Source organism: Rhodosalinus sp. (assembly GCF_041685465.1).
Lineage (GTDB): Bacteria > Pseudomonadota > Alphaproteobacteria > Rhodobacterales > Rhodobacteraceae > Rhodosalinus.
Map to the genome: position 1 here is coordinate 1 of NZ_JAWLFS010000190.1, position 6032 is coordinate 6032.

A 6032-nucleotide genomic window follows, 5' to 3' on the forward strand; every position below is an offset into this window, starting at 1 on the left:
GTCACCGACGGCGACCCCCACGACGGTATCTACATGCGCTTCGTGAACCCGCAGACCGGCGGGCACCCGATGGCCACCATGGGCGCGTCGATGCAGATGCTGCGGCCGGGCGAGCACACCAGGGCCCACCGCCACACCGGCAACGTCATCTACCAGGTCGCCAGGGGCAGGGGCTACAGCGTGATCGGCGGCGTGCGCTACGACTGGCAGGAGAAGGACATCTTCTGCGTGCCGCCCTGGGTCTGGCACGAGCACTGCAACCTCGACGCGGGCGACGACGCCTGCCTCTTCTCCTTCAACGACTTCCCGGTGATGGAGGCCTTGAAGTTCTACCGCGAGCAGGCCTACCCGGACAACGGGGGCCACCAGGACGTGACCGCCACGGCCTGACCCCGAACAAGGACGAGGGACGAACATGAAGCTTGTGACCTACCGCCGGCACCCGGCGGATGCCGGGCGCCTCGGCGCGCTCGTCGACGACCGCGTGGTGGATCTCGCCCGCCTCGGCGAGGCGACGGGCGAGCCGTTGCCCGACACGATGCTCGATTTCATCGAGCTTGGCCCCGACGCGGTGCGCGTCGCCTCGGAGCTCGTCGGGGAGATGGAGGGCGACTGGCCGCTGGGCTGCACCCAGCCGCGCGCCAACGTCACGCTCATGGCGCCGATCCCGCGCCCGCGCAAGAACGTCTTCGGGATCGGCCTCAACTACGTCAAGCACATCGAGGAGAGCGCGCGCGGCCTCGACACCTCGATCGAGATGCCGGAAAAGCCCGTCGTCTTCTCCAAGCCGCCCACCGCCGTGATCGGCCCGGACGCGCCCATCCTGCACGACGCCGCCATGACCCGGCAGCTCGACTGGGAGGTGGAACTGGCCGTGGTGATCGGCACCGCCGCCACGCGGATCCGCGAAGAGGACGCGATGGGGCATGTCTTCGGCTACTCGGTGATGCTCGACGTCTCGGCACGCGACAACCGCCGCGCGGGACAGTGGATCTTCTCCAAGGGGCAGGACAGCTACGCCCCCTTCGGTCCCTGCATCGTCACCGCCGACGAGATCGCGGATCCGCACGACCTCGACCTCTGGCTCACGAAGAACGGCGAGGAGAAGCAGCGCTCCAATACCGGCTTCATGTATTTCAGGATCCCGCATCTGATCGCCGACATCGCCTCCGGCATGACGCTGGAGCCGGGCGACGTGATCGCCACCGGCACGCCCGAGGGCGTCGGTGCGGGCCGCGAGCCGCAGGAATGGATGTGGCCCGGCGACGTGATCGAATACGGCGTGGACGGGATCGGCACCATGCGCAACCCGGTGGTGAAAAAGGGCTGACCGGCACGGCCACGACAGCGCTCCCGCCCGCCGCGTCGAGGTGCACCCCACGGCCCCGCTGACCGAGCGGAGCGGCCTTGCGGCCGCAAGCTCTCTGGCACTGCGTGCGCTCAGGGGGGCGCTGCCCCCCTCGGCCCGTTCCGGGCCTCACCCCCCGGAGTATTTGATCCAAGGTGATGACAGGAAGGGCATCGCCCGCCCCATCATCTTGGCGCAAATACTCCGGGGGTGAATTGGCCGCAGGCCAAGAGGGGGCAGCGCCCCCTCCTCGGTCCGCTCAGCCGTCGTACCGCGTGGCGCCGCGTCGGCGGGCGTCCACCGGGCGCGCGAGGATCGCGGCATGGTGGGCCCGCTGGTCGCAGTTCGCGCGCGGGCAGATGCGGCAGTTGATGCCCACCGGCGTCATCTGCGCGCCGGCGACGCGGAAGCCCTCGGCATAGCCGATCTCGCCGGCGTGCTCGATCGCGCAGCCCATCGCCACGGCGAGGCGGATGTCCTGCGTGTGCCGGGCGAAGGTCGGCCGGTCCACGGTGCGCGCGAAGACGAAGAACTGGCTCCGGTCGGGCATCTCGACGAACTGAGGCACGATGCGCCCCGGCGTGCGGAACGAGGTGTGCACGTCGAGGCGCGGACAGGCGCCGCCATGCTCGGCGAGGTGGAAACTCGTCGCGTTGAAGCGCTTGGTGACGTTGCCCGCCTTGTCCACCCGCAGGAAGAAGAAGGGCACGCCCTGCGCGCCGTCGCGGCTCAGGGTGGTGGCGCGGTGGCAGGCCTGTTCGAAGCTCACGCCGAAGCGGGTGGCGATGTGGTCCATGTCGTATTTCGACGCCCGCGCCTCTTCGAGGAAGGTGTCGTAGGGCATGAGCACCGCCGCGGCGAAGTAATTGGCGAGTTCCACGCGGCACCGCGCGGCGCCCTGCGCGTCGGCGATGCCGAAGCGGTCGAGCAGCCGGTCGAGAAGGTCGCGATGCTGCACGAGGCCCGCGACATGGATCAGCTGGAACACGCGGTTCGGGTGGTCGAGCGCCTGGCTCAGAAGGATCTCGCCGCGTGCCTCGTCGAAGAAGCGCAGCGCATCGGGCAACTCCTCGACGGGGACGAGGCGGGTGGCGATGCCGAGGCGGTCGCGCAGGCGGCGCTTGGCGTGGCCGTAGATCTCGTCGGGGGGCGGCGGGCGCTCCCAGAAGGCCGCCGCGGCGCGTTCGAGTTCGGGGAAATGGTTGCGGTGCCGGCGGAAGACGTCGTGCACCGCCGCTTCCGGCGGCGCGACGAGCCGGGCGCCGGCGCCGGGCTCGGCGGAGCCGAGCTGTTCGGTCGCGGACTGGAAGGCGCGGTAGAGGGTCAGGAAGCTCTCGAGAAGGGCGGGGCTGTGATCGAGCGCGGCGCGCAGCTCGGGCAGGTCCGGGCGACCATCCTCGAAGAGCGGGTCCTGCAGCACGGCGCGCAGGTCGGCGAGCCGGGTGGCGCCCTCGTCCTCGGTCACCGCGCGCCAGTCGACGCCGTAGGCCTCCATGAGCTTGAGCAGCACCGGCACCGAGACCGAGCGCTCGTTGTTCTCGAGCAGGTTCACGTAGGAGGTCGAGATGCCGAGCGTGCGCGCCATCTGCGCCTGCGTCTCGCCGCGCTCGCGCCGGAGCCGGCGCAGGTGGGGACCGATGAAGGTTTTCTGCATGCCTTTGCACACGCTTTACGCCTGTATGTTTTACAATTTCACATATTCGCGGTGCTGTAAATCTTCGCATTCACAGCAGGACCCGAATTGGTTTTGCACAGATCGCGGGCGCTGGCAGAGAGGCGCCAACACGAGACCAGAGCCCCAAGGAGCGAGCCCATGCGCACCGGACAGACCCATCTTTTCGTCCCCGGCCCGACCAACATCCCCGAGCGGGTGCGGCAGGCGATGAACGTGCCCATGCAGGACATGCGCGCCCCCGACTTCGGCGAGCTGACGCTCGATCTCTTCGACGGGCTGAAGCGCGTGCTCCGCACCCGGACGGGCCGCGTCTTCATGTTCCCCGGCTCGGGGACCGGCGCCTGGGAGGCGGCGATCACCAACACGCTCGACCCCGGCGACCGGGTGCTCATGGCGCGGCACGGGCAGTTCTCGACCCTCTGGGCGCAGATGGCCGAGCGGCTCGGCCTCGAGGTGGAGGTGGTGGACGCCCCCTGGGGCGCGGGCGTGCCGGTCAAGGAATTCGCCCGCCGTCTCGGCGCCGACCGCGAGGGGCGGATCAAGGCGGTCTTCGTCACCCACAACGAGACGGCGACCGGCGTGACCTCCGATGTCGCCGCGGTGCGCCGCGCGCTCGACGAATGTTTCCACGACGCGCTTCTGTTCGTGGACGGCGTCTCCTCCATCGGCTCGATCGACTTCCGCATGGACGACTGGGGCGTGGACCTCGCCGTGACCGGCTCGCAGAAGGGGCTGATGCTGCCGGCGGGCCTCGGCATCCTCGGCGTCAGCGAGAAGGCGATGGAGGCGTCGAAGACAGCCACCATGCGCCGCGCCTACTTCGAGTTCGCCGACATGGTTAAGATGAACGCCGGCGGGTATTTCCCCTACACGCCGCCGACGCAGCTCCTGCACGGGCTGCGCGCCGCGCTCGACCTGATCTTCGAGGAGGGGCTCGACGCCGTGATCGCGCGGCACCGCCGGCTCGCCGAGGGGGTGCGCCGCGGGGTTCAGGCGATGGGGCTCGACCTCGTGGCCGAGCACCCCTCGCTCTACTCCGACACGGTGAGCGCGATCCGCGTGCCGCCCGAGATCGACGCGCGGGAGGTGATCGGCGCGGCCTACACGCGCTACAACACCTCCTTCGGCTCGGGCCTCGCCCGGCTCGACGGCAAGGTGTTCCGCATCGGCCACCTCGGCGATCTGAACGAGGGCATGTGCCTGACCGCGCTCTCGGTGGCCGAGATGGCGCTCGCCGAGGCGGGGATGCAGGTCGACTTCGGCCGCGGCCCGGCGGCCGCGATGGCCTGGTTTGCCGGCGCCGCCGAGGCCCCCGCGCTGCGCGTCGCGGCCGAGTAGCGCCGCCCCTGACCGACGACCGGCTGACGGCGCGGCCCTCCGCGCCGCCCGCTCCCCTATTGCCCTTACGACGGGAGAGGACCCATGGATATTCACGAGTATCAGGCGAAGGAGATCCTGCGCGACGCGGGCGTTCCGGTGCCGCGGGGCGGGCTTGCCACCACCCCGGACCAGGCGGCGCACAAGGCGGCGGCGCTCGGCGGCGCGGGCTGGGTCGTCAAGGCGCAGGTGCACTCGGGCGGGCGCGGCGAGGCCGGCGGCGTGACGCTCTGCCGCTCCGAGGCGGAGGTGCGCGAGGCCGCCGCCCGGCTCATCGGCACGCGCCTCGTCACCCGCCAGACGGACGCGGCCGGCAAGACGGTGGGTAGCGTCTGGGTCGAGGCGGCGACCGGGATCGCGCGGGAACTCTACCTCGGCCTCGTCCTCGACCGCACCGAGGAGCGGACGATGATCGTCGCCTCCGCCGAGGGCGGCATGGAGATCGAGGAGCTTGCCGCGCGCGCGCCGGAGGCGCTGCACCGGCGGGCGATCGACCCGGCCACGGGCCTCCGCGATTTCGAGGCGCGCGAGCTCGCCTTCGCGCTGGGCCTCCGCGGCGGGCAGGTGGCGCAGATGGTGGCGATCCTGCGCGCTTGCTACCGCGCCTGGCGCGAGACCGACGCCATGATGCTCGAGATCAACCCGCTGGTCGTCACCGGCGCGGGCGATCTCGTCGCGCTCGACGCCAAGATGAGCGTCGACGGCAACGCGCTCTTCCGCCGCCCGCAGATCGCGGCGCTGCGCGACCCCTCCCAAGAGGACCCGCGCGAGAGCGCGGCGGCCGATCACGGGCTCGCCTACGTGGGCCTCGACGGCGATATCGGCTGCATCATCAACGGTGCCGGCCTCGCCATGGCGACGATGGACATGATCCAGCTCGCCGGGGGCACCCCCGCCAACTTCCTCGACATCGGCGGCGGCGCGAGCCCGGAGCGGGTGACGCAGGCCTTCCGCACGGTGCTCGCCGATCCGAACGTCGCCGTCGTGCTCGTCAACATCTTCGCGGGGATCAACCGCTGCGACTGGGTGGCCGAGGGGGTGGTGCGGGCCTATCGCGAGCTCGGGCTGACGGCTCCGGTGGTGGTGCGCCTCTCCGGCACCAACGTCGAGGCGGGGCGGCGCATCCTGCGCGCCTCGGGCCTGCCGCTCGTCACCGCCGAGACCCTGGCCGAGGCGGCCGAGGCCGCCGTCGCCGCCCGCGCGCAACGCGCTGCCTGAAGGAGACCCGACATGGCGATTCTGATCGACGAGACCACCAGGGTCCTCGTGCAGGGGATGTCCGGCCGCATCGGCCGCTTCCACGCCGAGGAGATGATCGCGCACGGCACCGACGTCGTCGCCGGGGTGACCCCCGGCAAGGGCGGAGAGGAGGTGCTGGGCCGCCCCGTCTTCGACACCGTGCGCGAGGCAGTGGCGGCGACGGGCGCCGAGGCGAGCCTGATCTTCGTGCCGCCCCCCTTCGCCGCCGACGCGATCATGGAGGCCGCGGACGCCGGCATCCGCACCGCCGTCTGCGTGACCGACGGCATCCCGGCGCAGGACATGATGGAGGTCAAGCGCTTCCTGCTGCGCTATCCGCTGGAGCGGCGGATGCGGCTGATCGGGCCCAACTGCGCCGGCGTGATCTCCCCG

6 protein-coding genes are annotated in these 6032 nt (G+C 71.1%); 5 read left to right on the top strand and 1 reads right to left on the bottom strand.

Features of this window, described 5'->3' with window-relative positions; all coding sequences use genetic code 11:
• The coding region (locus tag ACESL7_RS11940) for a cupin domain-containing protein (RefSeq protein WP_372893545.1) at positions 1-390 on the top strand (390 nt) is incomplete at its 5' end.
• Between the two features lie 25 nt (positions 391-415).
• A complete protein-coding gene (locus tag ACESL7_RS11945; protein ID WP_372893546.1) occupies positions 416-1330 on the top strand; it encodes a fumarylacetoacetate hydrolase family protein in 915 nt (304 codons plus the stop codon).
• 277 nt (positions 1331-1607) lie between these two features.
• Here the strand turns inward: ACESL7_RS11945 and ACESL7_RS11950 are convergent, their stop codons facing one another.
• Positions 1608-3002: a helix-turn-helix domain-containing protein gene (locus tag ACESL7_RS11950; protein ID WP_372893547.1), complete on the bottom strand. Its 1395-nt coding sequence runs from the start codon at positions 3000-3002 to the stop codon at positions 1608-1610.
• A 159-nt stretch (positions 3003-3161) separates the two neighbouring features.
• Here ACESL7_RS11950 and ACESL7_RS11955 point away from each other — a divergent pair, with 159 nt between their 5' ends.
• From ACESL7_RS11955 to ACESL7_RS11965, 3 genes are all read left to right on the top strand, one after another.
• Positions 3162-4361, top strand: coding sequence for an aminotransferase class V-fold PLP-dependent enzyme (locus tag ACESL7_RS11955; protein WP_372893548.1), 1200 nt, complete (start codon positions 3162-3164; stop codon positions 4359-4361).
• 84 nt (positions 4362-4445) lie between these two features.
• Positions 4446-5618 (top strand): malate--CoA ligase subunit beta, encoded by a 1173-nt coding sequence (locus tag ACESL7_RS11960; RefSeq protein WP_372893549.1) that lies wholly within the window; start codon positions 4446-4448, stop codon positions 5616-5618.
• Between the two features lie 12 nt (positions 5619-5630).
• Positions 5631-6032 (top strand): CoA-binding protein (locus tag ACESL7_RS11965; RefSeq protein WP_372893550.1); only part of this gene is annotated, 402 nt, incomplete at its 3' end.

What these genes read in the sequence shown, in the direction of transcription:
- ACESL7_RS11945 (WP_372893546.1), top strand. Translation starts at nt 416, where the DNA reads ATGAAGCTTGTGACCTACCGCCGGCACCCGGCGGATGCCGGGCGCCTC.
- ACESL7_RS11950 (WP_372893547.1), bottom strand. Translation starts at nt 3,002, where the DNA reads ATGCAGAAAACCTTCATCGGTCCCCACCTGCGCCGGCTCCGGCGCGAG.
- ACESL7_RS11955 (WP_372893548.1), top strand. Translation starts at nt 3,162, where the DNA reads ATGCGCACCGGACAGACCCATCTTTTCGTCCCCGGCCCGACCAACATC.
- ACESL7_RS11960 (WP_372893549.1), top strand. Translation starts at nt 4,446, where the DNA reads ATGGATATTCACGAGTATCAGGCGAAGGAGATCCTGCGCGACGCGGGC.